Raw genomic sequence first — 26,064 nt, 5'->3', positions numbered from 1 at the left:
GAGCGCCCGGGACGGCAACGCCGACCGGCATCTCAATGTCTGCCGCAGCGCCGGAGCCGGCAATGTTCACCGGAAGCCGGCGGCGAGGGCCACTCGAGATCAGATCGAACGATATCCGGTCCGCGCCGGTGTGTCGGAAGCCCGTCGAAGCCGACCGGGCTGATCCTGGGCGCAGGCGACGAAGATGTGCCTACCGGCACTCCGCCTCCCTCCGGGAGTGATGATGAAGCCAGCTGAGATCGCACGGATGATCGCTCGTCGACGGTTCTCGAAAGAGTCGGAGCTGCACTGGGTGCCGCGTGATCATCGTTCGGAGACTGGCTATGCGAACAACACCTCGTTCGCACCGGTCGACCGAAGTCTCGGCCGTTTGGATTGGTCTGTCATCGACCCCATGAAGGTTCGAGTATCGAAGGGCGCCAGCCACTTCTTCACAGGATCTGAGTACTTCTGGAGTCGCACCCGCAGCCACGTGTGGTGTGAGTCTCAGTTCGAGCGCGACGAGTTGATGTGGCTCGATTTTGCCGGACAGGTCGAAAGGGTGTGGTCGCAGCCGTTTGGCGTGGTGTTCGGCGTCCGCTCACCGATGGCCGGTCATTGGCACGTGCCGGATTTCTTGTTGCAGATGTCGGACGGCTCCTACGCCGTCCGAGATGTGAAGCCGAAGGAACGCATCGACGAGTCCGTGCAACTGCAGTTCGATGAAACCGCACGGCTGTCGGCAACGCTCGGCTGGCACTACGAGGTGCTCTCCGGTCACAGCGTCCATGCGACTCGCGTGGTCGAATGGTTGTCGGCGTCGCGTCATGACCGTTGCAGGCCGTCGGCGGACATCGAGGACAAGATCCTCGACGCAGCTACTCAGGGCAAAACACGCCGGGAGTTGTGTGAGCTGGCGTCTCCAGATTGCCCGCTTCTAGCGTGCGCATGGGTTGACAACCTCGCCTGGCGCAGACTTCTCGCGCTCGACTTGTCGTCCGTATTCAATAGCAACACGCTACTGACTACCGCACATCGGGAGAGAACGGACGCGATCAGTGTCCGATGAACGCAAACTGAAGCTCGGAGACTCTTTCGAGATTGACGGCGAGAGCTGGGTCTGGGTCCACATCATTCCTGGCCTGGAGGTGAAGCTCCGCTCTGAACACGCGCCCGATCGACACCTGATCATGTCCGTAGACGAGTTCCTGCTCCAGGCCGGAACAGCCCAACGGGATCGCAGCGTATCTCTTCGACCGGACGGGGATGCATGGCCGACCGACGTATGCGATATGGAAGCCCATCTCCTTGAGGCGTTCACGGGCAGGCCGATGGATCCGTTGGCCTCCGCTTCTCGGGCACAATACGACCCTGCGCTGACAACTCAGAACGCACGCGTTGACGCGAAGCTGCTCGAGCTAAAAGGCACGTCACTTGGGCGAGCGCGCAGCACCTTTCACCTCCTGTGGAAGACGTACCAGCAAGACGGTGCAGCCGGGCTGAATGCCCGCATGCATCGCAAGGGCGAGCAGCGACTCTCCATCAGCCGGGCAGATGCACGGCTGGTGACGATCATCGATCGATTCCTCGATCGCCAAACGGACAAGTCGACGAGCAGCAAACGCCGGTGCGCTGTCTTGGTGAGGCGAGAGCTCGAGACCACTTACCCGGGCGATCCTCTATGCGAGATCAAGGCTCGCACCCTCCAGGGCTACATCAACGAGCGGGCGGCCGGCCGTTACAGCTTCGACAAAGCGACCACCCGGCGAAACACCGATAACAGCCCCAAGCGTCAGTACTACTCCGGGGCTGCCTATCAACTTGGGGAGCGATGCGAGATCGATTCAACGAAACTCGACGTTCTCGTCTGGGATGAGAACAGTGAGTTCCGGCCGACACTCACCGTGCTTCTCGATGTCGCAAGCCGGGTACCGCTCGCTTGGGCGATTCACGCGGACAGCCCTGGCGGATTCGACCATGCACTCCTGCTCGCCCGGGCTATCATCGGGCGCAAAGCCGTACCTGGTTCGGGAGCAGCCACCCTCGCGGGATCAGCCACGTTGCCTTCTGACCTGATGAAGCAGGTGAACCCCTACCTCACTGACGATTCTCTGGCCCTCCCGTGGATCTTCCCGCGATCGATCACTATCGACGGCGGAGCAGATTTTCGGTCCCGCACGTTCAGAGATGCCTGCAGCGCGTACGGAATCCACAGGGAACTTGCCCCCTCCAGAACGCCGACGGTAAAGCCACACGTAGAGCGCAACTTCGGCACCCTCTCGACAGACTTCGCCGCATGGCTGGCCGGTTTCGTGGGGAACTCCGTCGCCCATCGGGCCGCCAAAGACGACCCCACCCTCACCCTGGATTCGCTTCGCCTCATCCTCGACAGCTGGATAACGAACATCTACCTGAACAGGCCTCACCGTGGCTTGAAGTCGACGAGCTCCCCAGGGCGCATCTTCACCCCGAATCAGATGTACACCGAACTGTTCGCTGTAGGACCCGGCGTCCCGGTGCCTTTCGGAGTTGAGGAGTACCTCGCGCTCTTGCCCACGGAACGGCGCATGATCGGTCGTGCAGGGATCGAACTCCACAATCGCCGCTACGACTCATCCCACCTGGAAGATCTCCGCAATCGCTCCCTCACGGGCGCTGAACCGGGATCCGCGAAAGCCAGGAAATTCCCAGTGAGCTTCGACCCCTACAACGCCAATGCCGTCTGGGTGCGTCACCCAGAAACCGGTGTGTGGATCGAGTGCTGGGACATCGCTCTGCGGGAGAAGACAGCACCGATGGTCGCCGAGATCGACATGAAACTCCTTGCCCGATACCCCGACGCCGCAATCGACGATCCCGACCGCCGCCGCGAGTGGATCGACCACGTCGAAAGTCGCGAACGAGGAGACAAACGGAAGCGCACCCAGCACAAACGGGAGCAACAGCGCCTCAAGGTCGAAGCGCAACGTGAACCAGGCCCCTCGACAACGACACCGATCCCACTACGGCAATGGGCCAAACCCGTCGACATCAGCACCATCGATTGGACATCCCCCGACATAGATCTCGCGCAAGCAGAGGAGCTTGATTCATGAAGATCACCCCACTCGTCCTCCACCATGACCGCAAGACCAGCCTTGCAGGGCTTCGAGAAGCATTCGACGCCGAGCCCGCATCCCCGCCGAAGATCACCTTCCGTCAGTACAGAGATCTGGACAGTGAAGCTCGAGAGCTATACGACCAAGCTCGCGAAGACTTTCTCCGGCTGACGCTGAGGGTGAAGACACGCGAGCAAGCGGTCTGCGCTCGCATTCTGGAGGACCTCATCCGGATCAACCCTCGGCTGAAGAACTCGCGGCGCGGGCTGATGATATCCGCGCCGATGTTCTCCGGCAAGACAGAGCTCGCTCTCCTGTTGGCTCGATCCGTAGAACGCAGACACGCAGCCCAACACCCCGACTACCTCAGAGACGGAGACGCACCGGTCGTCTGGGTGGAGATGACCGAACACTCGACCGGAAAAGCTCTCCTTGCCCAGATCGTGGAGTTTCTCGCCCCCACCATCGTTCTCCCCAAACAGATCGCCACCGACAGGCTGAGGAAGCTTGCCGTCGAGGCCCTCCACCGTCACGGCACGAAGCTGCTCGTGATTGACGAAGCGCACAAGCTCGGCGGGACTGAACCCTCCAGTGTCATCAAAGCCCTCCAGAACGAGTCTTGTGCGACCGTCGTCCTGGTTGGAATCAATCTCGACCAAGCATTCAAGACGGGCGACGGCCTGCAAGTCAGCGCACGATGTGACTTCGTCACACTCGACAAGATCGACCCCGCCGTCCAAGAGGACTTCGAACAATGGATCAAATGGGTCGCCACCTTCGACAGCTTCCTACCACTATGCGGGCACGCCCACGGCCTTCTCACCCGCAACGCCGGCACGCTAGTCCACGCCGCCGACGGGAAACTCGCCGTTCTCGCGATGATCGTGGACCGCCTAGTCGCGTCCATCTTGCGCGACGAATCGCGCACCTCGGAGACCGTAACCCGCGAGCGACTCTTCGGGGTTCTCGACACTCTCCGGCGCACCACGCTCAACACACACAACGTCACCCTTGACGACTTGGTGGACGCCGCATGATCAGCACGCAGGCGTGGGCGAAACGACCCAAGTGGCATCATCTTGAGACGCCACGCTCCTACGCGCAGCGGCAATGCCACGCCGCAGGAGTGCCGTTCGATTTCGCCGAGAGGGCGCTGACCAGCCGAGCGCAACCGAACATCCACCGCGTCTGGATCGACGATGAAGCGGCCGCTCGGACGGTCGAGGCGACGGCAGGGCGCCCGGCCGGTCATTACCTCCGCATGAAACGTCTAGCGCAACCGGACTCCACACGGGCCTATCCGCAGCGCTTCCTGTGCCGCCTATGCAGTGCCGGGGAGACGATCGAGCAGATTCCCCACGATCGGGAAAACTTCTGTCTCCGACACCCGGGGCAGATGGTGTGGGTCGGTCCCGGAACGGAACTCGATACCCAGGTGATCGTTCCCTTCGATCCCACGCTTCGGAACGCGGAACTCTCCTTCCGTCGACTCGTCGCTACTGGTCGAGTCACCACGCAACTGCACAGTCAAGTGTGGGCCATGGTGCGCGACAACGACATACTCTCCGCCCAGAACGGAGAGACCGGGCAGGATCCGTCCTTGATGAGCGCGGTACGCGAGATCGATCGCCGCGCACATCTGTACCGCGCGACGGTGCGCGTTCTGCAGATCTTGTCCAATCGTTCGCACTGCGCACGATGGCGCACTCAGCCGGCGGCAGATCTACGACTCGACATCAACGCAACGTTGGGCATCGCCAACAGCGACATCCTCGTCGAACGGGTGGTTCTCTGGCTCCGACCCCTCCGCCGCCACACCATCCCCACGAAGTTCCGCCCCCTGGAACCCGCCCTCGACACCGTCGACGTCCCCCGCATCCTCGACGCCACCGCCAACTACCCGCTATGGATCCTCCGACACCCGAAAGCCATCTCCGAATGGGACTGGGATCGCAACCCGCCCACCCGAGACCCCTGGTCGGGAGTAGATGTCTCCCACAAAGCCTGGTGGTTGTGCGAAGAGGGGCACTCCTGGGAAGCAAGCCCCCACGTGCGAGGCTTTGCCGAAACGAACTGCTCATACTGCATCGGCATGGACTTCTGGCCTGGACATACCGACCTCGGCACCCTGCGGCCAGACATCGCCGCGGAATGGGACACCACCCCAGGAGTCAACCGCGGGGGCCCCCATCACGTCAGCGTCACCTCCGCACGGAAAATTAACTGGCGGTGTGCGGCTCGACAGCACACCTGGCCTGCCCAGGTGCGCTCCCGCACCACGCTAAAAAGCGGCTGCCCCTATTGCGCCGGCAGCCGGGCGATACCGGGTGAAACAGACTTAGTCACTCTTCACCCCGGCCTCGCAGCAGAGTGGGACTACCAACGCAACGACAGTTCCATCACACCGGAGACAGTCACCCCCGGATCAGACCGTGTGGTCTGGTGGCGCGGCCCCTGCGACCATAGCTGGGACGCGGCTGTCGGCGACCGTTGCTCAGGACACGGGTGTCCGTACTGCTCCAACCAACGCACCCTCGCTGGTTTCAACGACCTCGCCACCACCCACCCTCAACTCGCCGAACAGTGGGACCACGTGAACTCCAAGACTCCTTGCGAGGTCACCGCGGGTTCGGATTTCCCCGCAGTATGGCGTTGCGCGCTGGGTCACAGGTGGGAACTCCCCGTCTGGGGCCGTACGAAGGACAAGACGGGCTGCCCCGTGTGCGCGAATCGCGTCGTCTTGGCAGGATTCAATGACTTGGGAACTCTCGACCCTCACTTGGCTTCGGAATGGGACCACAAAGCAGGCGCGAACGACCGGACACCGTCCGAAGTGACCGTCAGCAGCCAATACGAAGCCCGATGGCGCTGCGTGAAGGGTCACACCTGGCCAGCGACAGTCGCCAACCGACACGCTGGCTCAGGTTGCCCCTCATGCTCCGGCCGCGTTGCCATCCCTGGTACAACCGACCTCGCAACGCTTCGGCCAGACATCGCCGCTCAATGGGATCCCAGCAACGACTGCTCACCGAATCAGGTCACAGTCTCATCCCACGTGAAGGTGTCATGGAACTGCCATCGCAACCACTCGTGGCCGGCGACAGTCAAGAATCGGACGTGCGGCCACGGCTGCCCCTACTGCGCAGGAAAGCTGCCCATCCCTGGCGAGAACGACCTTGCGACTCTGCGCCCCGACCTCGCCAAGCAATGGGACCCAGCGAACGCCCTCTCTCCTACCGAGGTCACCGTCGGGTCGGGTCGAAAAGTCATGTGGATCTGTGCGTGCGGATACTCGTGGCCGTCCACGATTCAGACCAGAACCCGCAGACCTCACGCCCACTGCCCCGAATGTCGCAAGTAGTAACAGGACCCGATGCGAACCTCGTCTGGGGTTTTACTCGTGGCGCTGAGTCCTCCTCGCATCCAGCGCTAGCTCTCTGTTTGGCGCTGACGCTGACACGAGCGAATCGGGAGTGATCGAGAGACTCGAGCTCCCGATTCGATCACTGACGAAAGCATCCCGGATCGGCGAGCACATTCCCCTCGTTAGACGAGTTCGCTCACCAGCTGCTCGATTCGCGCCTTGATGTCGTCACGGATGGGACGCACGGCGTCGATGCCCTGGCCGGCCGGGTCGTCGAGCTTCCAGTCCTCGTAGCGCTTGCCGGGGAAGAACGGGCAGGCGTCACCGCATCCCATCGTGATGACGACATCGGATGCCTGCACCGCCTCGGTCGTCAGGATCTTGGGCTGCTCGGCGGTGATGTCGATCCCGAGTTCATTCATCGCTTCGACGGCAGTCGGGTTGATCTGGTCGGCGGGCATGGAGCCGGCGGAGCGGACCTCAATGCGGTCGCCGGCGATGTCGCGGAGGAATCCGGCGGCCATCTGCGAGCGTCCGGCGTTGTGGACGCAGACGAAGAGAACGGAGGGCTTGGTGGTCGTGTCAGTCATGGTTGCTCCTGGTGCGAGGGGTTGGTCAAGGGAGAAGGTCTTCGACGAGCGCGCGCACGCGGCCGGCGATGTCGTCACGGATGGCTTCGACACCGTCACGCGATGCGAGAGCAGGATCGCCGACTGCCCAGTCGTCGTAACGGACGCCGGGGATGATCGGGCAGACATCTCCGCAGCCCATCGTGATGACGACGTCCGCCGCACGGACGGCATCATCGGTGAGCGGCTTCGGAAAGCGCTCGACGGCAGCGTCACCTTCGATCTCGGCGAGAATCGACCGGACGTGAGGATGGATGACGTCGGCAGGAGCCGATCCTGCCGAGCGAGCCACGACCTTGCCGCCCGCCATCTTGTTGACGAGCGCGGCGGCGAGCTGCGAACGCCCCGCGTTGGCGACACAGACGAAGAGCACCTGGGGCACAGCAGAGTCGCGGTCCCGTGTGAGGTCGGCGAGTCGCTGACGTGCGAAGCGTTCGGTCAGTGGCACGAGTGCTGAGGTGACTCGCGCGGTGCGGGCGAGGGCGGTGTAGGACTCGCGGACGATGGTGAGCACGACATTGGGGTCGAGCTCGGGGACTTCTGCTGCGAGTTCATCTGCGAGATGGGTCACCCGCGCGTCGAAGTCGGGCCGCGGCTCATCGCGGCCGTCAGAGACACTCCACGGTGCGAGCGTCGCGGGCGCGAAGGATTCCAGCAGGGCCGTGACGGCGCTGCGCAGGTTCGGGTTGATCCGATACCAGACCCAGGTTCCACGCCGCTCCGAGGTGAGGACATCGACGTCCTTGAGCACCTTCAGATGGTGAGAGACCGTCGGCTGGGAAACCTCGGCGAGCTCGGCGAGATCGCAGACGCACGACTCCCCTCGAGGGTCGGATGCGATGGCAGACAGCATCCGAAGACGGAGCGGATCCGACAGCGCCTTCAGAGTAGAGGCGACCGAGGTGGCCGCATCGACGCCGATTGCGTGGCTGGCGACGGGACTGCAGGTGTCACCCTGGGTGGTCAGCACGGCGTTCATGTCTACATCCTTTCAGCGGTGAATGGATCGGTGTGGAACCAGCGTCGGGCTGCCCAGAGAGAGACATAGACGAGTCCGACGAGAACAGGAACTTCGATGAGCGGGCCGACGACCCCGGCAAGGGCCTGGCCGGAGGTCGCGCCGAAGGTGCCGATGGCGACGGCGATGGCGAGCTCGAAGTTGTTGCCCGCTGCGGTGAATGCCAGCGTCGACGAGCGTGCGTATCCGAGCCCCAGCGCCTTGCCGGTGAAGAGGCCGATAAACCACATGATCCCGAAGTACGCCAGCAACGGGAGTGCGATCCGAGCGACGTCCCAGGGGCGGCTGGTGACCTGTTCGCCCTGGAGCGCGAACAGCAGCACGATGGTGAAGAGGAGACCGTAGAGGGCCCAGGGGCCGATCTTCGGGAGGAAGCGGTCTTCGTACCAGTCGCGTCCCTTCGTCCGCTCCCCGATGAAGCGGGAGGCGAATCCGGCGACGAGGGGTATGCCGAGGAAGATCAGCACGTTCAGCGCGATCTGCCAGACCGAGATCTCGAGGCCTTGGGAGTCGAGCCCGAGCCAGCCGGGGAGAACCGTCAAGTAGAACCAGCCGAGCAGCGAGAAGGCGATGACCTGGAACACCGAGTTGGTGGCGACGAGCACTGCCGCGGCTTCCCGGTCACCGCACGCGAGGTCATTCCAGATGACGACCATGGCGATGCAGCGGGCGAGGCCGACGATGATGAGCCCGGTGCGGTACTCAGGTAGGTCCGGGAGGAGAGCCCAGGCGAGAACGAACATGAGCGCCGGTCCGACGAGCCAGTTGAGCACCAGGGAGGAGATGAGCAGCTTCTTGTCTCCGGTGACCGCGGCGACCTTGTCGTAGCGGACCTTGGCGAGAACCGGGTACATCATCACCAGTAGGCCGAGGGCGATGGGAATCGAGATTCCACCGACCTCGAGGTCGGCTAGGAGACCGGAGACTCCGGGGATGAAGCGACCGATGACGATGCCGCCGACCATGGCGAGACCGATCCAGAGCGGCAACCAGCGGTCGAGGGTCGACAGACGACGCGTTGTGGTCGGGACGGTAGTGGGTGCGGTGGCGGTGCTCATGCGAGGAGAGCCTCCATCTTCGTGGCGATGATGGGCTTCGGGTGGGCGCCGATGAGTGTGTCGACCCGCGTGCCTCCCGTGTAGAACCCGAGTGTGGGAATGGACGTGACACCGACTGCGGCTACCGTCTCAGGGTTCTGGTCGGCGTCGAGCTTGACGATCTTCACACGGCCGTCATACTCGGCGGCGAGCTGATCCAAGAGGGGTGCGACCTGCTTGCACGGCCCGCACCAGGTGGCCCAGATGTCGACGACGACGGGGATCTCGGAGTCGATGACCTCGGCCTGGAAAGTGGCATCGGTCACAGTGATGGGCGCGCTCATGCGAAGACCTCCTCGGTCTCGGTGGGTACTGATACGGTCTCGTCCCGCGCCGCGAGGTAGTGCTGGGCGTCTTGTGCTGCGGCGCACCCGGTGCCTGCAGCGGTGATCGCCTGACGGTACGTGTGGTCGACCAGGTCGCCGGCGGCGAAGACGCCCGCGAGGTTCGTGCGGGTGGAGGGGTGCTCGACGAGCACGTAGCCGTCGGCATCCGTGTCTACGAGGCCGGTGACGATCTCGGAGCGCGGGTCGTGGCCGATGGCGACGAAGACTCCGGTGGCCGAGATCGTCCGCTCGGCGCCTGTGACGGTGTCGCGTAGCGTGACGGCTTCGACCTTCTCGGCGCCGACGAGGCCGGCGACCTCGCTGTTCCATGCGACCTCGATCTTCGGATGGTCGAGCACACGCTGCGCCATGATCTTCGAGGCCCGGAACTCGTCACGGCGGTGCAGGACGGTGACCTTCGACGCGAAGCGGGTGAGGAACAGTGCCTCCTCCATCGCGGAGTCTCCGCCGCCGACGACGACGATCTCCTGCTCACGGAAGAAGAAGCCGTCACAGGTGGCGCACCAGGAGACGCCGTGACCGGTGAGTCGATCCTCATCCGGCAACCCGAGCTTGCGATAGGCGGAGCCCATGGTGAGGATGACGGCGCGGGCGAGGAAGGTCTCTCCAGCGCCGGTCTCGACCGTCTTGATAGGCCCGTCGAGGTCGACCCGGATGGCGTCGTCGAGGAGGATGCGGGCACCGAAGCGCTCGGCCTGAGCGCGCATCGACTCCATCAGTTCGGGTCCCTGCACGCCGTCGACGAAACCGGGGAAGTTCTCGACCTCGGTCGTGGTCATCAGCGCGCCGCCCGCGGTCAAGGAACCGGCGAGGACCACGGGGGCAAGGCCTGCACGCGCGGCATAGACCGCGGCGGTGTAGCCCGCAGGCCCGGACCCGATGATGACCAGCTCAACCTCTTGAATCGACATGTGTCTATATTGACATTCATCGATACCGAGTGCAACTGTTGGTGACGGAGTTCACCTTCTCTTCACCTGGCGCACAGATCGTGCAGGTGGAGCAATCGAGACAGTCAGGAAGCCAGAGGACCCCAGATAACCCAGCCCAAGACAGTTCTGTTCATATGCAAGCACAATGCGGGGCGCTCCCAACTCGGCGCCCATCTTCTGACACACATCGGCGATGAGCGACTTGTCGCGACGAGTGCGGGAATCACCCCAGCCGCAACGATCAACCCAGCCGTCGCGTCAACGCTGCACGAGCTCGGAATCGACACGTCAGCGGCCACGCCCCGGGCCGTGACAGTGGATGATCTCAACGCGGCCGATGTCGTGGTCTTGATGAAACCGGGCCACTGCATCCGCTGTTAGGAGATTCGCCGCGTGCGGATCTCCATTCGCCGAATCTGCGAATCCCTCGACATCGATGCGCCACAAAAAGTTGACTGGTTCATCGACGGCACGCGCGTGCGGGTCGAGATACGGCGTGACCACGCCGGACGGTTCACCCGAGACCGTTTCCGATGCGTGGAGGTAAAGGACGTATCCGGGCACATCGATCTCCTGGTGCGCGAAACGCCATCGATCACCAAGCGCAGCGAAGCCGTAGATTAGCCCGCCGCAGAAGTCGAAGAAGAACCGTCGGCGGTCGGCAGATGCTTCCTCCAGGCTCGCTCGTGCCACGGCAACGGGAGATTCGGTGAGAGCGAGGGACCACCCGTCAACACTCGGCGCGATGTTGACACCGCGGGTGGCGTCGTACGTGGGGTCACCTGCAATCATCGCGACGTTTGCGACGGGCCCCGGAGCGACTTCTGCCGCTCGGAGGTCTCGAATCGGGGGAAGCCCAACCCTGAGGAGCGCCACTTCGAGATCGGATAGCTCTACCGCTCGATCCCACTCGGCCTCGCCCGCGTGCGCTTCAAAGTAGACGGCATTGGGTACCACGCCACCCTTGAAAAACGACTTGCCATTCGCTGTCCATGGCTCCCAGTAGTTGATCGCCTCCCACCCGAAACTCTCAGGGAAATCGGGAGCGCTCAGATCCCGCGCGAATGCGTAGAGATCATCGTCGGACGTAGCCGTTTCCGCGATCCAGGTCAGGTCTTCGAGCGCGAGCTTTGCTTCGCCGACCGCCTGGGGCACAGCGATGTGGCCGGGTGCAGCGAACACCGTCAGCGGGATGACCTCCGCGCCCGGCTTGATGGTTCCTTGTCGCCCGCCCGCCATCCGCACCGGCACAGGGCCTGATTGCGACCTCACCTGTTTCGCCAGCTCCACTGAGCCGATGTATGGCGGCGGCGCGGCTCCCAGGTCGGGGACGTAGATGACTGAGACGGCGATGAATGTGGATGGGTTCACCGGCACCAGCCACTGAACGTCAATCCCGCGAAGCGGGGACTCGACGCCTTCACTGCGGGGAGGAGCTTCGATCAAGCTGTTGGAGAAGCGCCATAGGGACCGGCGGATCTGGTTCAGGCAAGAACTCCGGAGGGCCCGTCGTGCTTGCCCGTCCCGGTCGAGCGCAGACACCAGTTCTCGTACGGCATGGGCCATGATCTCTGGGATGAAAAGTGGCGGCACCCATCGGTGTGCACCCGCCGAGTGAGCAAAGCGAAGGTACCTCCCGAACGGGCTGGAGAGACTCTCCGCGTCGAACGTGGCCCGACTTGCGGAGTTCGTCATCCATTCCAACGCCCTTTCATCAGCTTCACCGAGTTCGATGTGGTCGAGCGGGTTCAGGTTGAGGAAGGCCCGCGTCGCTTCGTACTCCGCGTCCGGTAGGGAGACCTCGTCGTTGAGCGCGAGATCCGGGGCTGGTACCCATGCGTCTGCAAGGTGGCGGGCGCAGAAGTCGCCGTACTTCATCGCCACGTTCACCACGTTTGCGATGCCGAATTGAAATCGTCTGTGAAGCCGACCGTCTACCGCTTCCGCCATTCTGAGCGCACGCGTGAGGTCGGCGACCGGCCGTTCGGTGAGGCCGGGCACCGCGCGCAGCGGCTCAGAGCCGACCGCGAGGAAGACAGTTTGGGTCGGGTCGGTGGGGATGAAATCTTCACGCGCCGGGCCGATCCCATAGGTGGTAGCCGCTAGATCGGACAGTGCTTGGATCGCAGGCAGCGGCTGGTATTCGTCTGGCGCCGGAGCGGCGGAGGCTCGTAGCGCAGCCGCGAAGCTGCTCCCCAATGTCACCGACCGATGCCTGTTGCCGGGGGACGTGGCGGCGGCGAAAATCAGCGTCCAGAGCTCGTCCGGATCGTACGCTGAAAAGGCCAGTTCGAGTGCGTCGGGCTCCCGTCGCGCGGCGCTCACCGCCCGCAGTTGAGATCGAGACCGCTTGCTTCTCCGAGTTTTCTTGCTCTTTCCCACGCAAGCATTCAAGCGTAAGCCAACGACATCCGCACTGATTACTGAGCGTTGAAAGCGTTGCGCCGGGGAGGAAGGTGGCGAAGAGTTGGGGTGCCGCCTCGAACGCGCGGACGACAGGTCTCCTTCAACGCCGCTGCTCCCGGGCCAGGGAGCTCTTGACCGCTCTCACCTCGTCACCTCGCGGGGGTGCATACACGCAAAAGCGCGCGTAAGATATTGCGTGTACGTGCTAACCAGATGACGACACGAGGAGGCAAGATGGCCGTGAAGAAAAGTCGCACTCGTGCCGCCTCCGCTCGCGAGGCGACTGTGAACCGCGGCACAGTGACAGGTCGATTCCTCAACGGAAACCCGAAGCTCGTCGTGGCGACCAAGGCCCCCGCAAAGACCGACGTACAAGCCGGTGTCGAGCGCCTTGCGCAGGTGGCGAAGACGTCAAACGTCGACGTATCCGTGTTCAACGCACTCATCGACGAGCTCGCCGATGCCATGGCCGACCGTCAATCGACCGAGCTGGGCCTCACAGAGCAGGAAGCCAACTTCCTGATCGAGTCCGGCGATTTCACTCCGGAGGAGCTCGCCGAGGCAGCCGCATTCGTCACCAGCGGTGGGCTCGCCAAGCTCGAGCGCGAGACTCACGTGCGCGCCCTAACCAACACCTACACCGCATCCGAGGTCGCAGCGCTCCTCGGCATCGATGCCTCCAGTGTGCGTCACCGCCAGAGCAAGAACACCTTGTACGGCTTCCGGGCCGGAAGGATCCGCCTCTACCCTCGATGGCAGTTCATTCCCGGCGATAGGGTCTCGACGATCCCCCACCTCCCGCTGCTCGTCCGAGCGATCCCGTCCGACTGGGATCCGGCCGACGTCGAAGGCTTCATGACAACACCTCAAGACGACTTGCGGTCGAGCGATGAGTCTGTCGACCCCCAGGAATGGATGACGCCGATCGAGTGGCTGGCTGCCGCGAAGGATCCTGCACCCGTAGTGGACATCCTCGAAGACGCCGACATCACGTGAGCCCGTCGAACGCGAAAGTCCCCGCAACACCCCCGGCGCCGCTCACACTCGACGCGAGTGAGCACCTGAGATCATTCGATGGGATCCTCTGGCGGGTCTTCGCTACAAGAGGTGCTCACCCACAGGCGTGGGATGAGCTACGGCACTTCGGGCCGATCAGAACCATGCGCTTTGACCCGCATCCCGAGCCGCATCAGCACCATGCCGATTATGGCGTGATGTACGCAGCTGCCGGATCTACAACAGCTCTCGGCGAGGTGTTTCAGAAGGGCCGACTAATCAATCGGCGCGTTCGTGGAAACACCCTCGCGGCTTGGCGGCCGACGCGTGAGCTTCGGCTACTGGATCTCACCAGCAACTGGCCCGTGATCAACGGGACGACCTCTTCGATCCAGATGGGGCCTAAGCGATACACGCGGAACTGGGCGAATGCGATCCATGACCAGCTTGGGTCGAGCATCGACGGGCTCTACCATGTGTCATCGATCGACTTCGGCCCGATGGTGACGCTGTTCTCGTCCGCCGAGGGCTCGTTCCCGCCGCTGCCGTTGGTGCACACCCGACTGGACTCATCCAGTGCGAACGTGTACCTCGCGAAAGCCGTGAAAAGGCTCGGCTACCGCGTTAAGAAGTAGAACCGCCCCAGGACGGCAGTCCGCGATTCTCGGATTATCAGATGACGCTCGATCCACCCGTACGCTCAGTGCTATGCCAAAGCGTTCCACATTGCAGACTCTCGGCGGTGCTGTCGAAGGATTCCGGGACTTCGCGGCGGCGATCAAGAGTGGAGTGCCCACGGTTCGAAAGGGGTCAATGGCGGAGGAAGATCAAGCCCTCGCAGGAAACATCGTCATCCCTCATGCCATAGTCTCCGGGCTCGTCCTCACCGCTGCGGACCACGTATCCGCCTGGGCGGAGCTTGCGGCTAGCCCCGAGGAGAACGTGTTGCTCCTTCATATGCAGGCTGACTACACCTTGTTCCGTCCTGTGTTGGAGGGGCTCGTGGAGCTCATCTGGATCCTGGACGGCACCGATTCCTCTACTCGAGTCCGCAGGGCGCTCGAGATCGTCCGCATCGAGTACAGGCACGGGCTGAAGCTGACGAACGCTCTGCGCAAAGCTCAAACACCAGATGACAGAACGGAACAAGGAATAGCCGCGCTGGGGCGTTTCCTTAGGACCACCGCGACCAACCTCGGGTCCGATCCAGAGGACGTTCTCAGTGCGCCATTGATCGATCCCTCCTCGATCACAAGGAAGATTGCGAGTCGCGTTCCAGGCCCCACGTTGCGGACCTTCAACTATTGGGCGATAACTTCGGCCCACGCGCACGGGCAGTTCATCACCACTCTGCGCCACGCGATCGAGACGCCCCCATCTACACCTCAGATGGGCGGGACTCTGTACGAACCAGACGAGGAGTTGATCGCAGACCTCATCGAGTTCATTGGGACGCTGCTCGAGATCGCAATCAACCTCCTTAACGAACAGGGTTACGAAGTTCGACGCTAGAGCTGTCCTGCTCGGCCGATCGGGGAGCGCTGGGTCGCCGAGATGCGCGCCATGGGGATTCAGAGCTCCCTGAGGCGAGATGTCCGACCCCATCCGTATGATCGAATCAGCCCCTTCGTGAGGCGGTTCGGTGAGGGAGTGGGCTTCGCGCTTTACATCGGACTTAGTCCGATTTCATCGCGATTCTGACAGTTCTGCCGCAACAGCCACCACTCACGCCTCGGGCGGATACTGGAAGAGACGGCCTCGAGCGCCCACGCCTCCGCACCGCGCGGCAGACCGCTCGGGCGCCAGGAAGAAGAAGCACATGAAAGCTCTCCGTTACGTCGAGATCGGCAAGCCCCCTGTCGTCGTCGACATCCCGATTCCTCAGCCCGGCCCCGGTCAGGTTCTGCTCAAGATCACTGCGGGCGGCGTCTGCCATTCCGACGACTACGTCATGGGCCTTCCTGAGAAGGACTACCTCGAGCAGAGCTATCCGCTGCCGCTGACGCTCGGCCATGAGGGCGCAGGCATCGTGCATGAGATCGGAGAGGGCGTCGACTCGACGCTGAAGGTCGGCGACGCCGTGGCGGTCTACGGTCCGTGGGGCTGTGGCCGCTGCCACAACTGCTCACAGGGCATGGAGAACTACTGCACCAACGCCGCGGCTGAGGGCATCCGCCCTCCCGGCCTCGGCAGCCAGGGTTCAATGGCCGAGTACATGATCGTCGATGATGCCCGCCACCTCGTGCCGCTCGGCGACCTCGACCCCGTGCAGAACGTCTCGCTGACCGACGCCGGCCTCACCCCGTACCACGCGATCAAGCGCTCACTCCCCAAGCTCGGCGCCGGCACCTTCGCCGTCGTCATCGGCACCGGCGGGCTCGGCCATGTCGGCATCCAGATCCTGAAGGCGATCTCGGGCGCCACCGTCATCGCCCTCGACGTGAACGACACGAAGCTCGAGCTCGCCACCGAAGTGGGCGCAGACCACGTCCTGATCAGCGATGCATCCGCCGCCGACAAGATCCGCGAGATCACCGGCGGTCTGGGCGCCAACGCCGTGTTCGACTTCGTGGGCGCGAACCCGACGATGGCGCTGGCGCAGAGCGTCGCCGCACTCGATTCCGACGTGACGATCGTCGGCATCGGCGGCGGAACCATGTCGCTCGGCTTCGGCGCGATCGCCTACGACGCCGCCGTGCGAATCCCCTACTGGGGATCGCGCTCGGAACTGATCGAGGTGCTCGATCTCGCGCGCGCGGGAAAGATCCACGTGCAGACCGAGACGTACTCGCTCGACGACGGCCCGAAGGCGTACGAGGATCTCGCCTCGAACAGCATCCGCGGCCGCGCAGTCATCGTCCCGTAGACGGCGCTTTCGCACAGCGGCCGCTCCGTCTCACAGGCGGGGCGGCCGCTGCTGTCTGCACCGCCGATCGAGCACCGTCACCGCGCTGAAGCGCCGGTGAGATCTCGGTGTTCGCGGGATCACCGAGGCGATCCCGCGTCAGGCCCGCTCGAGCACACCCCGCACACTCGCCTCGGGCGACAGGTCGATGCGCCGGAGCAGCTGCGCGTTGAGCGCGACGACGATCGTCGAGAGCGACATCAGCACCGCTCCGACCGACATCGGCAGGACAAATCCCACGGGTGCCAGGATGCCGGCGGCGAGCGGCACCGACAGCAGGTTGTATCCGGCCGCCCACCACAGGTTCTGCCGCATCTTGCGGTATGCGGCGCGGGAGAGCTCGATGACCGAGATCACCGAGCGCGGGTCGGAGCTCGCGAGGATCACCCCGGCCGAGGCGATGGCGACATCGGTCCCGGCCCCGATCGCGATGCCGACGTCGGCCTGAGCGAGGGCGGGGGCGTCGTTGACGCCGTCGCCGACCATCGCGACCTTCTTGCCCTCTGCCTGCAGCTCCTTCACCTTGGCTGACTTGTCTTCGGGACGCACCCCCGCGAACACCCGGTCGATGCCGAGCTGCGCCGCGACGGACTCGGCGACCGCCTGGGCGTCGCCGGTGATCATGACGACCTCGACGCCGAGGCGGTGGAGCGCGTCGACCGCCTGCTGAGATTCCGGTCGCACCTCGTCGGCGAGCTTCAGCCCGCCGGCCACCTGTCCCTCGACGGTCACGTGCAGGATGATGGCACCCTCGTCTCGCCACCCGTCTGCGGCGGAGATCTCTCGGCCGCCCACCTCGTCGAGGAGCTTCGGCCCGCCCACGCGCACCTCTCTGCCGTCGACCGTGGCGGTCACGCCCACGGCAGGCGACGACGTGAACCCGGAGGCCTTCGAGAGCGTCAGCCCTCTCTCCTCCGCCGCGCGCACGATCGCGCGAGCGAGCGGATGCTCACTGTCGGCCTCAGCCGAGGCGGCGAGCGCCAGCAGACGATCGGCGTCGATGTCACCGGTCGGCTCGACGGCGGTCACGGTCGGCGCGCCCTTCGTCAACGTGCCCGTCTTGTCGAACAGCACGGCGTCGACGGTGCGCATGCTCTCGAGCGCGAGGCGATCCTTGACGAGCACCCCGCCCCGGGCTGCGCGCTCGGTCGCGATCGACACGACCAGCGGGATCGCGAGGCCGAGCGCGTGCGGGCAGGCGATGACGAGCACGGTGATGCTGCGCACGACCGCGGCATCCGGATCCCCGACGAGGGTCCACACCAGCGCGGTCAGCGCGGCCGACAGCAGCGCGAACCAGAACAGCAGGGCGGCTGCGCGGTCGGCGATGCGCTGCGCCCGCGACGAGGAGTTCTGTGCATCGATCACCAGCCGCTGGATGCCGGCGAGCGCGGTGTCATCCCCGGTGGCGGTGATCTCGACCCGCAGACCCGAGTCGGTCGCGACCGTGCCCGCGGTCACCGTGTCACCGGTCGCACGGGTGACCGGGCGGGACTCGCCCGTCACCATGGACTCGTCCATGGCGGCTGTGCCGTCGATGATGCGCCCATCCGCCGGAACGCTCGCCCCGGGACGGATGACGACCACGTCGCCGACGACGAGATCGGCGGGTGCGACCGTGACGATCTCGTCTCCCTCGACCCGTTCGGCCTCGTCGGGCAACAGCGCCGCGAGGGAGTCGAGCGCCGACGTCGTCTGCGCGAGGGACCTCATCTCGATCCAGTGGCCCAGCAGCATGATGACGATGAGCAGTGCGAGCTCCCACCAGAACTCGAGCTCGTGATGGAGGATGCCGAGCGTCGCGCCCCATGAGGCGAAGAACGCGACCGTGATCGCGAGGGCGATCAGCAGCATCATCCCGGGCTTGCGGGCCTTCAGCTCGCTGATCGCCCCGGTGAGGAACGGCCATCCGCCCCAGAGATACATGACGGTGCCGAGCACGGGCGAGATGAACCGGGCACCTCCGGCGACGTCGTAGCCGAAGATCATCGCGAACATCGGCGAGAACGCCACCACCGGCACGGCGAGCAGGAGATTGACCCAGAACAGGCGACGGAACTGACCGACGTGGTCACCGTGCGCGCCGTGGTCACCGTGCGCGCCGTGGTCCGCGTGCTCGCCGTGGCCGCCACGTCCGCCGTGGTCCGCGTGCTCGCTGTGAGCCGCGTCCGCGTCCCGAGCGTGATCGTCGTGCGAGACCTGGTGGCCTCCCCCGGGGGTTCCGTGCGCGTCGTGTGCAGTCATGGGTCCCGTCCTCCCGTATCGGGTGTCGTTCTCAGTGTGTCTCGGCGGTCGCCGAGAGCCTAGGGGTCACCGCGTGGCGATGCTGCGGAACCCGCGCAGACGCAGGCTGTTGCCCACGACGAAGACGCTCGACAGCGCCATCGCCGCACCGGCCAGCATCGGGTTGAGCATTCCCAGCGCCGCGACCGGGATGGCCGCCACGTTGTAGGCGAAGGCCCAGAACAGGTTGGTCTTGATGGTCGAGAGCGTCGCCCGCGAGAGCCGGATCGCGTCGACCGCGCTGCGCAGATCACCCCGCACCAGGGTGATGTCGGACGCCTCGATCGCGACATCCGCTCCGGTGCCCATGGCCAGGCCGAGGTCGGCCTGGGCGAGGGCGGGTGCGTCGTTGACGCCGTCGCCGATCATCGCGACCGTCTTCCCCTCACCCTGCAGGCGGGTGATGACCGCGACCTTGTCTGCCGGGAGGACTTCGGCGATGACCTCGTCGATGCCGACCTCCGCGGCGATCCGCCGGGCGACGGCCTCGTTGTCCCCGGTGAGCAGGATGGGCGTCAGCCCGATCGCCCTGAACCGGGCGATCGCCTCGGCACTGCTCGGCTTCACGGTGTCGGCGACGACCAGGATGCCGCGAGCCAGGCCGTCCCAGCCGACCGCGACGACCGTCTTGCCCTCGCCCTCGGCGCGGGCCTTCGTGGCGGCGAGCTCGGGGCTCAGCGCCTGCGCCCACTCGGCGAGGAGCGAATCCCGGCCGACGATGACGGTGTGGCCGTCGACGACGCCCTGCACGCCCTTGCCCTCGATGTTCGCGAAGTCCTCTGGTGCGGGCAGGGCGCCGATCTCCTGGGTCGCGCCCTTGGCGATCGCCTGCGCGATCGGGTGCTCGGAGGCATCCTCCAGCGCACCGACCAGCCGCAGGAGATCCGAACGGTCGGTGCCCGGCTCGACGAACACGTCGACGAGCGTCATCCTGCCGGTGGTGACGGTTCCCGTCTTGTCGAGCACCACGGTGTCGACCGTGCGAGTGGACTCCAGGACCTCCGGCCCCTTGATGAGCACTCCCATCTGCGCACCGCGGCCCGTGCCGACGAGCAGCGCGGTGGGCGTCGCGAGGCCGAGCGCGCAGGGGCACGCGATCACGAGCACCGCGACCGCCGCGGTGAACGCCGCCGTCATGGGGAACCCGGCGCCGAGCCAGCCGCCCAGCGTGACGACGGCGATCACGATCACGATCGGCACGAAGACACCCGAGATGCGGTCGGCGAGGCGCTGCACCTCCGCCTTCCCCGTCTGGGCGTCCTCGACGAGCTGGGCCATCTGCGCCAATTGCGTGTCGGAACCGATCCGGGTGGCGCGAACCACGAGCCGCCCACCGACGTTCGCCGTGGCGCCCGTGACGGCGTCGCCCTCGGCGACCTCGACCGGCACGGCCTCGCCCGTGAGCATCGACGCATCGACGGCCGACGTGCCCGACACCACGATGCCGTCGGTCGCGATCTTCTCACCGGGCCGCACGACGAATTCGTCTCCCACCTGCAGGTCCTCGACCGGGATCTTGGTCTCGACCCCACCGCGCAGCACGGCGACGTCCTTCGCGCCGAGCTCGAGCAGCGCACGCAGCGCCGCGCCGGCCTGCTTCTTCGACCGCTTCTCGAAATAGCGCCCGGCGAGGATGAACATCGTGACACCGGCACCCACCTCGAGGTAGATGTTCGCCGCTCCATCGGACGGAGCGAGCGCGAACTCGAAGGGGTGGGTCATGCCCGGCGTACCGGCCGAGCCGAAGAACAGCGCGTACAACGACCAGAGGAAGGCGGCCGATGTGCCGAGGGAGATGAGCGTGTCCATCGTCGCGGTGCCGTGGCGGAGGTTCATCCAGGCCGCCCGGTGGAACGGCCAGGCCGCCCAGAGGATCACGGGAGCGGCCAGTGCGAGCGACGCCCACTGCCAGTACGTGAACTGCAGCGCGGGGATCATCGCCATGGCGATCACCGGCACGGTCAGCACGACCGCACCGATCAGGCGAGTGCGCAGCGAGCGAAGCTCCGGGTCCTCGGCGTCGAGATCTCCGGCGTCACGCACCGCCCCCTTCGGGGCAGGCAGCGACGCCGAGTAGCCGGTCTTCTCGACCTCGGCGATCAGGGCGGCCGGGTCGTACCCCTCGGGAACGGTGACCTTCGCCTTCTCGGTCGCGTAGTTGACGGTCGCCACGACGCCCTCGAGCCTGTTCAGCTTCTTCTCGATCCGCATCGCGCAGGACGCGCAGGTCATCCCGCCGATCTCCAGCTCGAGACCTGTCCCCGTGGTCGGGGGTGCTGACGTGCTCATGTTCGTTCCTTCTGTGCGATGTCGTTGTGGGTCGCAGCGGGCAGCCGCGGTGGGGGCGATGAGCGACGGTCAGTGCGCGTCGTCGTGCGAGTCGCCGTCGGATTCGGGCGCGCCGTCAGCCGGGGCGGCATCGAGCACGAACGCGGCGGTGTGCACGGCGCCGTCGACCTGGAAGTCCAGGTACAGCAGGTAGCGCCCGGCAGTCGGAGCCTCGGCGGCGAACGCGATCCCCGGCCCCGACGTCTCGCCCGGTTCGGGTTCAGCGCCCGCGGCGTGCACGTGCAGGTAGGCGAGGTCTCCGTCCCGGAGTGCCACGAGATGCCCGAAGGCCCCGAGATACGGCTGCAGAGCGGTGACCGGCTGGCCGTCGCGGGTCACGGTGAACGTCAGCTCGCTCACCGCCCCGGCCTCGAGAGCCCCGTCGACCGAGACCGTATAGCCGGCGACCTCGGCGACCTGTGTCGGCTGCGGCTCGACGGGTGCGAACTCGCCCCCCACCTCGACGGTGCGCGAGAGAGTGAGCGACGGCGCATCGGCGCCTGCCGGCGTGAAGTCCGCGAAGACGCGGTATGCGCCGGCATCCGTCCACTCCCACGGCAGCGACCAGGTGCCGGTCGACTCATCGAGCACCGGATGCACGTGGCGGTACTGGCTTCCGTCGGAGCGCACGATGATCAGGTGGAGCTGCTTCTCGTGCGCGGTGGCATACGCCGTCACCGGGATGCCGTCTGCGTCGTCGATCCGGAACGCCAGCTCACCGGGTTCTCCCGTTGATGTCGGGGCCTCGACCGGCGACATCGTGTAGCCGTCGAGCCCGAGGGAGAGCCCCTTCAGGTCGTCCGCCGGAGCACTCTCGCCCTCGCTGGAACCGGCGGCACTCGCATCGTGAGTGTCGTGTTCGTCCATCTCCGCACCTTTCGTCCAGTCACTCACGGCACTCGCGGGGACGATGACGCCGGCGAGGCCGAAGGCCGCGCCGAACGCCACCACCAGGCCGGCCCCGAAGAGGCCGAGCCGTGCGCCGGAGTTCATGACGTCCGCACCGCCGAATAGCCCGCCTCGGCGACGGCTGCGAGGATCCGCGTCTCGTCGATCGGGGCGGATCCGGTGACGACGAGCGTGCCGTTCTGAGCGCTCACCTGGACGTCTTCGACGCCGGGAACTTCGGAGACCTCTTCGCGGACCGACATCTCGCAGTGGCCGCACGTCATGCCCGTCACCTGGAACTCGTTCTTCGTCATCATGTCTCCTTGTCTTCGTTCTAGTACCCCAGGGGGGTATTAGACACAAGCGTATACCCTCTCCGGGTATTCCACGATGGGAGCACGAAAATCGCACCGCACGAACCGGCCGTGCGGTGCGTGCGGTGCGTGCGGTGCGTGCGGTGCGTGGGAGTGCGGGCGCGTCAGCGCGAGGAGATCGCCAGCTCACTCAGGCGCGGCGGGTTCGCGCCGCGCCGGGACACGGTGACGGCCGCGCCGGCGAGCGCGGCCTCGGTCACGCGTTCGAACTGCGTCAGATCGCGGGCGTCGGGATGGAACGCGTCGGCGGCGAGCGCCGGCGCCAGCCCGCCGAACACCACGCCGTGGATGAGGCCCGACATGAAGGAATCGCCCGCACCGATCGTGTCGACCACCTGGACCGGCGGCGCCTCTCTCTCGACCGGCCCCGCTCCTCCCTCGATGAGCGAGACGCACCCGTCGCCTCCGCGGGTGACGACGGCGAGCCGCGCACCCAGCGCGATCACCCGCGCGAGCACGTCATCGATCGGGCATCCGGGATACAGCCACTCGGCATCCTCATCGCTGAGCTTCACGATGTGCGACGCCGCCATGATCGCCTCGACACGCTCGGTCGCGGCCGCGCGCGGCCCGAGAAGCTCGCCCCGGATGTTGGGATCGTAGGTGCGCAGAATGCCGTCGGGCACCGCGTCGATCATCGCGCGGACGGCATCCGCCCCGGGGTCGAGCACCGCGCCGAGCGAGCCGACATGCACCACGTCGACGCCGGCGGCCTCTGCGATCGCGACCTCCGCTGACACATCCCACTCGATGTCGAAGTCGTAGGCCGCAGCCCCGTCGGCCCCGATCACGGCGACGGCGCGGGACGTGCGCTCCCCTGCTCTCATGCTCGTCGGCACGACGGCGACCCCCTCCCGGGCGAGGTGCTCGCCCAGCATCCGTCCGTGCGGGTCGTCACCGATCCGCGTGAGCAGTCTCGTCGCGAGTCCGAGACGAGAGAGCCCCACCGCCACGTTCATCGGCGATCCGCCGGGGTGGGGCACACCGCCGACGACGTCGACGAGCGCCTCCCCCACGACGAGGCACCGTGCAGTCGTCAGCACGGCAGCTCAGCGACGGCGACACGGGCGTCGAGGAGCGCTCCCCCCGAGGCCTCCAGCACGCATGAGCGATGCGCAGCTGCAGGGATCAGCGCCGTGAGCACCCGAACGCCGTCCTCCGCGAAGAGCTCGAGAGACGACACCCTGTCGTTCAGCCGATCGATCCAGATCTCCCAGTCGATCTCGTCCGGGCGAGTGGCGGGCATCGACATCGACCCGCCGACCCCGGCGGGAGGGATCAGCTCGGGGCGGACGACGTCGATGCGCCCGCTCGCGCGGTCCTGACGGATCACGACCCCACCCGCATCCGCGCCCTCGAGGCGCAGTTCGACTCCTCGCGCGTCTCCGAACGCCGCCGAGACCCTGATCCGCGCGGCGTCCGGCAGCTGCTCGGACACCGTGGTCGGGCCCGTCATCGCGCCGAGCTCGGTGAACTCGACGGGCGCGGCGTCGACCGCCGGCGCCTGGCGCAGACGCACCACGCCACTGCGGTCGCGGGTGAGCGAGAGCCGTCGAGGGAGAGTCATCGCGGTGCGGTACTCGGACGAGTCGTCCTGGAGGATGCGGCCGGCGTACTCCCAGTTGTCCATCCAGGCGATCAGCGTCCGCTCGCTCTCGGCGAGGCCGTCGAAGGTGACACCGGCGTAGCAGTCCGGGCCGAAGTCGATCCAGCCGTACGCCTCGAGCTCGTCTCGTGATTGACTGCGGTCGACCATCAGCCGCCGCGAGGGAGTCGGATGCGGTGCGCTCGCGCGGAACGTCGTGCCGTCGAACTCCCCCACGACGTAGTGGGTTCCCGATCCCCCCGCGATGCCCCCGGGGTTGAGGCTGATGAGCAGCACCCACCGCGAGTCGGTCTCATCGCCGTCGACGGCGAGCCGGAACATGTCGGGGCACTCCCAGACCCCGCCGACGGGTCCCGCGGGGCCGTACGACGAGAGATACGTCCAGGTCGTGAGATCGTCGGACCGGTGGAACAGCACCTGCCGGTCGTGGGCTTCGACCGCGACCATGACCCAGTACCCGCCGTCGGCGTCGTCGTAGCGGAACACCTTGGGGTCGCGGAAGTCGCTGGTGCCGCGGTCGAGCACCGGGTTGCCCTCGTACTTCGTCCAGACGTATCCGCCGTCGGTGCTGTACGCGAGAGCCTGGGCCTGATGCCCTGCAGCGGCCGCCGTGTAGAGGGCGACCAGGGCCGGCTCCTCGGCGGTGCCGAATCCCGAGGTGTTGCCGTGGTCGACCACGACGGAGCCGGAGTAGATCTGCGCCGCGTCGTCCGAGAGGATGGCCGGCTCGTGCTCGGTCCACCGTGCGAGATCCGTGCTCGTCGCATGCCCCCAGCTCACGTTCGAGTGCGAGATCCCGTGCGGGTTGCACTGGAAGTACAGGTGGTGGATGCCGTCGTGGAAGACGAGTCCGTTCGGATCGTTCATCCAGTTGTTCCGCGGCGCGAAGTGCGTGCGCGGGTTCGTGGTGCGGACCGGAGGAGAGTCAGTGGGGGTCACCGGGGTAGTCGTCTTTCTCTGTGATGGGGGCGTGCGTCACTTGCCGACGCCGGCGGTGAGTCCCTCGCGCAGCGGCTTCTGCCCGAAGAAGAACACCAGGAGTGCGGGGATCATCGAGAGGATCACTCCGGCGAGCACCGTCGACACGCTGCCCGTGCCGAGGTTGCCCTGCAGCGTGACCAGACCGAGCGGCAACGTGAAGTTCTGCTCGCTGATCGTCATGATCAGCGGACGGAAGAACTCATTCCAGTGGTAGTTGAAGGCGAGGATGCCGACGATCGCGAGACCCGGGGTCGCGAGCGGCAGGTAGACGCCGAAGAACGTGCGCCAGGGGCCCGCTCCGTCGAGCTGGGCGGCCTCTCCCAGCTCGGTCGGGATGCCCATGAAGTACTGCCGCATCAGGAATGTGCCGAATGCCGTCGGGAGCGCGGGGACGATGAGCGCGAGCAGCGTGTCGGCGAGGCCCATGCCCCTCACGAGCATGAACACGGGGACGATCGTCACCTGCAACGGCACCATCATCGTCGCGAGGATCAGGGCGAACAGCAGCTTCTTGCTGCGGAACTCGAACTTCGCGAACACATACCCGGCCATCGCGGCCGAGAGCATCTGACCGGCGGCGACCAGCACCACCACCAGCGCGCTGTTCCATGCATAGAGCCAGATCGGGATCTTGGCGAACACGTCGGCGAACGCATCGAACCCGACGCTGACCTCCTGGGTCACGGGGTCGGTCGGCGAGAGCGCCGTGATCAGGGTCCAGACGACCGGACCGATGGTCAGCAGGGCGGCGAGCCCGAGAAGGGCGAACTTTCCGCCGGTGCCGAGGGTGTAGAGCCAGGAACGCTTCGAAGACACTGTCGTGGTCATGATGG

General features: G+C 65.7%; 22 protein-coding genes. 9 read left to right on the top strand and 13 right to left on the bottom strand.

Features of this window, described 5'->3' with window-relative positions; genetic code table 11:
- The first annotated feature begins 223 nt into the window (after positions 1-223).
- From SOM10_RS09240 to SOM10_RS09225, 4 genes are read left to right on the top strand one after another with little or no spacing between them, the layout of a single operon-like run.
- Entirely contained in the window at positions 224-1,048 is an 825-nt protein-coding gene (locus tag SOM10_RS09240) for a TnsA-like heteromeric transposase endonuclease subunit (protein ID WP_164479518.1), read from the top strand.
- A complete protein-coding gene (locus tag SOM10_RS09235; protein ID WP_320489577.1) occupies positions 1,038-3,074 on the top strand; it encodes a Mu transposase C-terminal domain-containing protein in 2,037 nt (678 codons plus the stop codon). Before SOM10_RS09240 ends, SOM10_RS09235 begins: the two co-directional genes overlap by 11 nt.
- Positions 3,071-4,114, top strand: a complete 1,044-nt coding sequence (locus SOM10_RS09230; protein ID WP_017201943.1) for a TniB family NTP-binding protein — start codon at positions 3,071-3,073, stop codon at positions 4,112-4,114. Before SOM10_RS09235 ends, SOM10_RS09230 begins: the two co-directional genes overlap by 4 nt.
- Positions 4,111-6,438 (top strand): zinc-ribbon domain-containing protein, encoded by a 2,328-nt coding sequence (locus tag SOM10_RS09225; protein WP_081859905.1) that lies wholly within the window; start codon positions 4,111-4,113, stop codon positions 6,436-6,438. The genes SOM10_RS09230 and SOM10_RS09225 overlap by 4 nt, the downstream gene beginning before the upstream one ends.
- Before the next feature lie 185 nt (positions 6,439-6,623).
- Here the strand turns inward: SOM10_RS09225 and SOM10_RS09220 are convergent, their stop codons facing one another.
- The 5 genes from SOM10_RS09220 to trxB are packed head-to-tail and all read right to left on the bottom strand — an operon-like array spanning position 6,624 to position 10,443.
- Positions 6,624-7,031, bottom strand: coding sequence for an arsenate reductase ArsC (locus tag SOM10_RS09220; RefSeq protein WP_029264080.1), 408 nt, complete (start codon positions 7,029-7,031; stop codon positions 6,624-6,626).
- Between the two features lie 25 nt (positions 7,032-7,056).
- Positions 7,057-8,049 (bottom strand): metalloregulator ArsR/SmtB family transcription factor, encoded by a 993-nt coding sequence (locus tag SOM10_RS09215; protein WP_029264079.1) that lies wholly within the window; start codon positions 8,047-8,049, stop codon positions 7,057-7,059.
- A gap of 2 nt (positions 8,050-8,051) precedes the next feature.
- Positions 8,052-9,146 carry an ACR3 family arsenite efflux transporter gene (gene arsB / locus SOM10_RS09210; RefSeq protein ID WP_320489576.1) on the bottom strand — a complete coding sequence of 365 codons (1,095 nt, stop codon included), beginning with the start codon at positions 9,144-9,146 and terminating at the stop codon, positions 8,052-8,054.
- Positions 9,143-9,469, bottom strand: coding sequence for a thioredoxin (gene trxA, locus SOM10_RS09205; protein WP_029264077.1), 327 nt, complete (start codon positions 9,467-9,469; stop codon positions 9,143-9,145). The genes arsB and trxA overlap by 4 nt, the downstream gene beginning before the upstream one ends.
- Positions 9,466-10,443 carry a thioredoxin-disulfide reductase gene (gene trxB / locus SOM10_RS09200; protein ID WP_029264076.1) on the bottom strand — a complete coding sequence of 326 codons (978 nt, stop codon included), beginning with the start codon at positions 10,441-10,443 and terminating at the stop codon, positions 9,466-9,468. Before trxB ends, trxA begins: the two co-directional genes overlap by 4 nt.
- Before the next feature lie 66 nt (positions 10,444-10,509).
- Between trxB and SOM10_RS09195 the strand changes: the two genes are divergently transcribed.
- Positions 10,510-10,845 carry a low molecular weight phosphatase family protein gene (locus SOM10_RS09195; protein WP_320489782.1) on the top strand — a complete coding sequence of 112 codons (336 nt, stop codon included), beginning with the start codon at positions 10,510-10,512 and terminating at the stop codon, positions 10,843-10,845.
- Here SOM10_RS09195 and SOM10_RS09190 read toward each other — a convergent pair.
- Complete coding sequence (locus tag SOM10_RS09190; protein WP_320489575.1) at positions 10,753-12,789, bottom strand: hypothetical protein; 2,037 nt, start codon at positions 12,787-12,789, stop codon at positions 10,753-10,755. The two genes, SOM10_RS09195 and SOM10_RS09190, sit on opposite strands and share 93 nt — an antisense overlap.
- Positions 12,790-13,104: 315 nt before the next feature.
- On the opposite strand from SOM10_RS09190, the gene SOM10_RS09185 reads away from it, so the two are divergent.
- The 4 genes from SOM10_RS09185 to SOM10_RS09170 all read left to right on the top strand — a co-directional run bounded on the left by SOM10_RS09185 (position 13,105) and on the right by SOM10_RS09170 (position 16,732).
- Positions 13,105-13,866 carry a hypothetical protein gene (locus SOM10_RS09185; RefSeq protein ID WP_051662429.1) on the top strand — a complete coding sequence of 254 codons (762 nt, stop codon included), beginning with the start codon at positions 13,105-13,107 and terminating at the stop codon, positions 13,864-13,866.
- Entirely contained in the window at positions 13,782-14,501 is a 720-nt protein-coding gene (locus tag SOM10_RS09180) for an RES domain-containing protein (protein WP_081859934.1), read from the top strand. Before SOM10_RS09185 ends, SOM10_RS09180 begins: the two co-directional genes overlap by 85 nt.
- A 73-nt stretch (positions 14,502-14,574) precedes the next feature.
- The gene (locus SOM10_RS09175) at positions 14,575-15,378 is read left to right on the top strand and encodes a hypothetical protein (protein ID WP_136025663.1); all 804 of its coding nucleotides are present in this window, start codon (positions 14,575-14,577) and stop codon (positions 15,376-15,378) included.
- Between the two features lie 307 nt (positions 15,379-15,685).
- On the top strand, positions 15,686-16,732 hold the full coding sequence (locus SOM10_RS09170; RefSeq protein WP_053098488.1) for an NAD(P)-dependent alcohol dehydrogenase: 1,047 nt from the start codon (positions 15,686-15,688) through the stop codon (positions 16,730-16,732).
- Between the two features lie 138 nt (positions 16,733-16,870).
- Here SOM10_RS09170 and SOM10_RS09165 read toward each other — a convergent pair whose 3' ends face one another.
- The 7 genes from SOM10_RS09165 to SOM10_RS09135 form a co-directional block, all read right to left on the bottom strand.
- On the bottom strand, positions 16,871-19,015 hold the full coding sequence (locus SOM10_RS09165) for a heavy metal translocating P-type ATPase (protein WP_320489574.1): 2,145 nt from the start codon (positions 19,013-19,015) through the stop codon (positions 16,871-16,873).
- A 66-nt stretch (positions 19,016-19,081) separates the two neighbouring features.
- Positions 19,082-21,343, bottom strand: coding sequence for a heavy metal translocating P-type ATPase (locus SOM10_RS09160; protein WP_320489573.1), 2,262 nt, complete (start codon positions 21,341-21,343; stop codon positions 19,082-19,084).
- A gap of 69 nt (positions 21,344-21,412) precedes the next feature.
- Entirely contained in the window at positions 21,413-22,375 is a 963-nt protein-coding gene (locus SOM10_RS09155; protein WP_320489572.1) for a heavy-metal-associated domain-containing protein, read from the bottom strand.
- Entirely contained in the window at positions 22,372-22,584 is a 213-nt protein-coding gene (locus SOM10_RS09150) for a heavy-metal-associated domain-containing protein (RefSeq protein WP_056277661.1), read from the bottom strand. The genes SOM10_RS09155 and SOM10_RS09150 overlap by 4 nt, the downstream gene beginning before the upstream one ends.
- Before the next feature lie 164 nt (positions 22,585-22,748).
- Positions 22,749-23,687, bottom strand: a complete 939-nt coding sequence (locus SOM10_RS09145; protein ID WP_320489571.1) for a carbohydrate kinase — start codon at positions 23,685-23,687, stop codon at positions 22,749-22,751.
- Positions 23,681-25,189 carry a glycoside hydrolase family 32 protein gene (locus SOM10_RS09140; protein WP_320489570.1) on the bottom strand — a complete coding sequence of 503 codons (1,509 nt, stop codon included), beginning with the start codon at positions 25,187-25,189 and terminating at the stop codon, positions 23,681-23,683. The genes SOM10_RS09145 and SOM10_RS09140 overlap by 7 nt, the downstream gene beginning before the upstream one ends.
- Positions 25,190-25,225: 36 nt before the next feature.
- Complete coding sequence (locus SOM10_RS09135) at positions 25,226-26,059, bottom strand: carbohydrate ABC transporter permease (RefSeq protein ID WP_056276257.1); 834 nt, start codon at positions 26,057-26,059, stop codon at positions 25,226-25,228.
- Positions 26,060-26,064 lie beyond the last annotated feature (5 nt).

Origin of the sequence: Microbacterium sp. CFBP9023 (assembly GCF_034045055.1) — a bacterium.
In the GTDB taxonomy this organism is placed as follows: Bacteria; Actinomycetota; Actinomycetes; order Actinomycetales; family Microbacteriaceae; genus Microbacterium.
The sequence above is the reverse complement of the archived record's forward strand: the minus strand, read 5'-3'. Positions and strand labels throughout refer to the sequence as shown.

Bases quoted from the DNA above. Each gene is read 5' to 3' on its own strand.
- SOM10_RS09240 (WP_164479518.1), top strand. From the start codon at position 224: ATGAAGCCAGCTGAGATCGCACGGATGATCGCTCGTCGACGGTTCTCG.
- SOM10_RS09230 (WP_017201943.1), top strand. From the start codon at position 3,071: ATGAAGATCACCCCACTCGTCCTCCACCATGACCGCAAGACCAGCCTT.
- SOM10_RS09225 (WP_081859905.1), top strand. From the start codon at position 4,111: ATGATCAGCACGCAGGCGTGGGCGAAACGACCCAAGTGGCATCATCTT.
- SOM10_RS09220 (WP_029264080.1), bottom strand. From the start codon at position 7,031: ATGACTGACACGACCACCAAGCCCTCCGTTCTCTTCGTCTGCGTCCAC.
- SOM10_RS09215 (WP_029264079.1), bottom strand. From the start codon at position 8,049: ATGAACGCCGTGCTGACCACCCAGGGTGACACCTGCAGTCCCGTCGCC.
- arsB (WP_320489576.1), bottom strand. From the start codon at position 9,146: ATGAGCACCGCCACCGCACCCACTACCGTCCCGACCACAACGCGTCGT.
- trxA (WP_029264077.1), bottom strand. From the start codon at position 9,469: ATGAGCGCGCCCATCACTGTGACCGATGCCACTTTCCAGGCCGAGGTC.
- trxB (WP_029264076.1), bottom strand. From the start codon at position 10,443: ATGTCGATTCAAGAGGTTGAGCTGGTCATCATCGGGTCCGGGCCTGCG.
- SOM10_RS09185 (WP_051662429.1), top strand. From the start codon at position 13,105: ATGGCCGTGAAGAAAAGTCGCACTCGTGCCGCCTCCGCTCGCGAGGCG.
- SOM10_RS09180 (WP_081859934.1), top strand. From the start codon at position 13,782: ATGGATGACGCCGATCGAGTGGCTGGCTGCCGCGAAGGATCCTGCACC.
- SOM10_RS09175 (WP_136025663.1), top strand. From the start codon at position 14,575: ATGCCAAAGCGTTCCACATTGCAGACTCTCGGCGGTGCTGTCGAAGGA.
- SOM10_RS09170 (WP_053098488.1), top strand. From the start codon at position 15,686: ATGAAAGCTCTCCGTTACGTCGAGATCGGCAAGCCCCCTGTCGTCGTC.
- SOM10_RS09165 (WP_320489574.1), bottom strand. From the start codon at position 19,015: ATGACTGCACACGACGCGCACGGAACCCCCGGGGGAGGCCACCAGGTC.
- SOM10_RS09160 (WP_320489573.1), bottom strand. From the start codon at position 21,343: ATGAGCACGTCAGCACCCCCGACCACGGGGACAGGTCTCGAGCTGGAG.
- SOM10_RS09155 (WP_320489572.1), bottom strand. From the start codon at position 22,375: ATGAACTCCGGCGCACGGCTCGGCCTCTTCGGGGCCGGCCTGGTGGTG.
- SOM10_RS09150 (WP_056277661.1), bottom strand. From the start codon at position 22,584: ATGACGAAGAACGAGTTCCAGGTGACGGGCATGACGTGCGGCCACTGC.
- SOM10_RS09135 (WP_056276257.1), bottom strand. From the start codon at position 26,059: ATGACCACGACAGTGTCTTCGAAGCGTTCCTGGCTCTACACCCTCGGC.